This window comes from Variovorax sp. GW531-E2, from assembly GCF_059423125.1.
The window spans coordinates 1-2786 of record NZ_JBWKXQ010000124.1 but is presented as its reverse complement, the minus strand read 5'-3'; the positions used below and the strand labels follow the sequence as shown (position 1 = coordinate 2786).

Genomic DNA, 2786 nt, shown 5'->3' with positions numbered 1-2786 from the left:
TCGCGCAGCCAGTAGCCGAACTGCACGGGCAGGGGTTTATCCAGGCCGTAGTCCTTCTGCACGCGGGCGATGTCGGCAGCGGTGGCCTGGTCGCCCAGCAGCACGGAGATGGGGTCGCCCGAGGCGGCGCGCGTGAGCACGAAGACCAGCACGGCCACCAGCGCGAGCACGATGAGCATGCCGCCCGCGCGGGAGGCGATGTAGCGAAGCGATGCGCTCTTGATCATGACGAGAACTCGATGGCGGCGGCGCTGCCGACGGCCACGTACTGCCCGGTGAACTGCACGTCGCCGTTCTTCTTCACGCGGAAGATGGTCACGTTGTCGCCCTGCTTGTTGTGGCACACGTAGAGAAAGCGTCCGCTCGGCTCGAGCGTGCAGCTGCGCGGGTAGTTGCCGCGCGTCCACTCCTCGCGCACCAGCGTGGGCGCGCCGGTGCGCGCATCGACCTTGAAGATCGAGATGGAGTCGTGCAGCCGGTTGAGCGACACGAAGTGCGTGCCGCCCGGCAGCATGCGGATGCCCGAGGCGTAGCTGGTGCCCTTGAAGCCGGCGGGCAGCGCCGAGGTTTCGCTCACCAGCGTGAGCACGCCGGTGGCGCCGTCGTAGCGCAGGAAGGCGATGGTCGAGGCCTCTTCGTTCACGAGGTAGACCCACTTGCCATTCGGATGGAAGGCGAAGTGGCGCGCGCCCGAGCTTTCGGACACGGCCACCGTGCTCGGCTGGCTCAGCACGCCGGTGGCGCGGTCGAAGCGGTACGAGATGACGCGGTCCAGCCCCAGGTCGGCCACGAGCACGAAGTTGCCGGCCGGGTCGGCCTGCACCATGTGGGCGTGCGGGCCGTCGTGGTCGCTGGTGGCAAAGCCTTCGTGCGAGCGCGCGGCCAGCGGCACCACGTCGGCGCCGGGCTTGCAGGGCGTGGTGGCGCCGCAGGCAGCGACGTCCTTGTAGACGATGGCGGCGCGGTCGGTGTCGAAGCTTCCGTCGGCGCGCAGCGCGATCACGCTGACGTCGCCGCTGGCGTAGTTGGCGGTGAACACGTAGCGGCCGTCGGGGTGCACGCTCAGGTGCGCCGGGTCCTTGCCGCCGCAGGGCATCTCGGCCACGAACGACAGCGCGCCGTTCGCGCCGATGCGGAAGGCCGAGACGGAGCCGGCTTCGAACTCGTTGGCCGCGTAGAGCATCGGCAGCGTCGGGTGACGCGCGAGCGAGGCGGGGTTGCGCAGTTTCGCATCGCTGCCTGCGCTCGCCACGGCGGGTGGCGCGCCAGGGATGGGCTTGAGCGCACCGGTCGCGCCGTCCACCATGAACTGGTGCACGCCCAGGCCGCGTCCGCCGCGCCACGGCTTGCCGCCGTCGCTGTAGGTGCCGACGTAGGCGTACACGGGGCCCGAAGTGGTGGCTTGAGCGGGAGTGGCCATGGATGGTTTGAGTCCGAGGGCGCCGAGGCCGGAGGCCAGTGCGCTGACTTGCAGAAGTTGACGACGCGACGGCATGGCGGTGCTTGCGGCCTTACTTGATCTTCGCGTTCCAGAAGAACGGCCAGGTCGCGGGCTGGTAGTTGTCCAGCGCCGGGCTCTTGGCCGAGAGGCCGTTGAACTTGCCGACGTTGATGTAGGGCACCTCGTCGTACACCACCTGCTGCACCTTGCCCCACAGCGCGCCGCGCTTGGCCGGGTCGCTCTCGGTGTTGAAGGCGCTCAGTGCAGCCTTCTTGGCGGGCGAATCCCACCAGCCGGGTGCGCCGTCGCCCAGTTGCGGCGGCGAGAGCATGGGCTCGGGGAACTGGCCCGAGTGGGTGACGTAGATGTCCCACAGCTTCGGGTCGTTGCGGCGTTGCACCAGCGTGGCCCAGTCGACCACGTTGAGGTCGACCTTGAAGCCGGCGCGCTTGAGCTGCTCGGCCATCAAGAGCGACATGTTGTAGTGGAAGTCGTACTGGCGGCTGGTGAGCACGCGGATCGGCTCGCCCTTGTAGCCGGCCTTGGCGGCGGCGTCTTTCGCCTTGGTGGCGTTGCGCTGGTTGTACTGGTCGGCGCCGGCCGCCGAGTAGAACGGCGAGCCCTTGGGGAAGTGGTTGGCCTCGGCCACGAAGAAGCGCGTGTCGCCGAAGCCGGCCGCGAGCATCTCGCCCTGGCCCAGCGCGGTCTGGATCGCCTGGCGCACCGGCTGGTTGGCGGCCACGCCTTCCTTGGTGTTGAGCACGAGGTAGGGGAAGCCGAACGACGGCGTCATGATCGGCAACGTCTTGCCGCCGGCCTTCTCCAGGCGCGGCAGCGCTTCCACCGGCAGCAGGTCGGCAAAGTCGTACTGGCCGGCCAGCGCGCCCTCGACGCGGGTGCTGGCGTTGGGCACGGGCACGAAGCGCAGCTCTTCGATGGCCGCTTCGCGCTTGCCGCCGTAGCCGCTCGCGGGCTCCTTGCGCGCGGCGTACTTGTCGAAGCGCGTGAGCAGCACGAACTGGTCGGGGCGGCGCTCCTTGAACTTGTAGGGGCCGGTGCCGACGAAGTCCTTCAACGGCGAGGCGATGGAGTCCTTGGCCATGATGGCCGCCATGCCGCTGGGCAGTGCGAGCTGCGACAGCAGCGGCGCATACGGCGCCTTCAGCACGATCTCCACGCCCAGCGGGCCCTTGGCCTTGAGGCTCTCGATTTCCTTGCCCACGGCCTTGCCGCGCGGCGACTGGTCCATCCAGCGCTGCAGGCTGGCGACCACGTCGTCGGCCGTGAGCTCGCGCCCGTTGTGCAGCGCCACGCCCTTGCGCAGCGTGATGGCGTAGGTCTTGCC

2 protein-coding genes and 1 pseudogene are annotated in these 2786 nt (G+C 69.2%); all 3 read right to left on the bottom strand.

Going from position 1 to position 2786, the window contains the following annotated elements:
* A pseudogene (locus AC07XP_RS32150) lies at positions 1-227 on the bottom strand (ABC transporter permease); the annotation flags it as partial.
* Positions 224-1420 (bottom strand): lactonase family protein, encoded by a 1197-nt coding sequence (locus tag AC07XP_RS32145; RefSeq protein WP_495266946.1) that lies wholly within the window; start codon positions 1418-1420, stop codon positions 224-226. The gene AC07XP_RS32145 and the pseudogene AC07XP_RS32150, both read right to left, overlap by 4 nt.
* 91 nt (positions 1421-1511) lie before the next feature.
* Positions 1512-2786: ABC transporter substrate-binding protein (locus tag AC07XP_RS32140; RefSeq protein WP_495266945.1), on the bottom strand; the 1275-nt coding region annotated here is incomplete at its 5' end.

Excerpts from the sequence above, each read along its gene's own strand:
- AC07XP_RS32145 (WP_495266946.1), bottom strand. The coding sequence starts at position 1,420 with ATGGCCACTCCCGCTCAAGCCACCACTTCGGGCCCCGTGTACGCCTAC.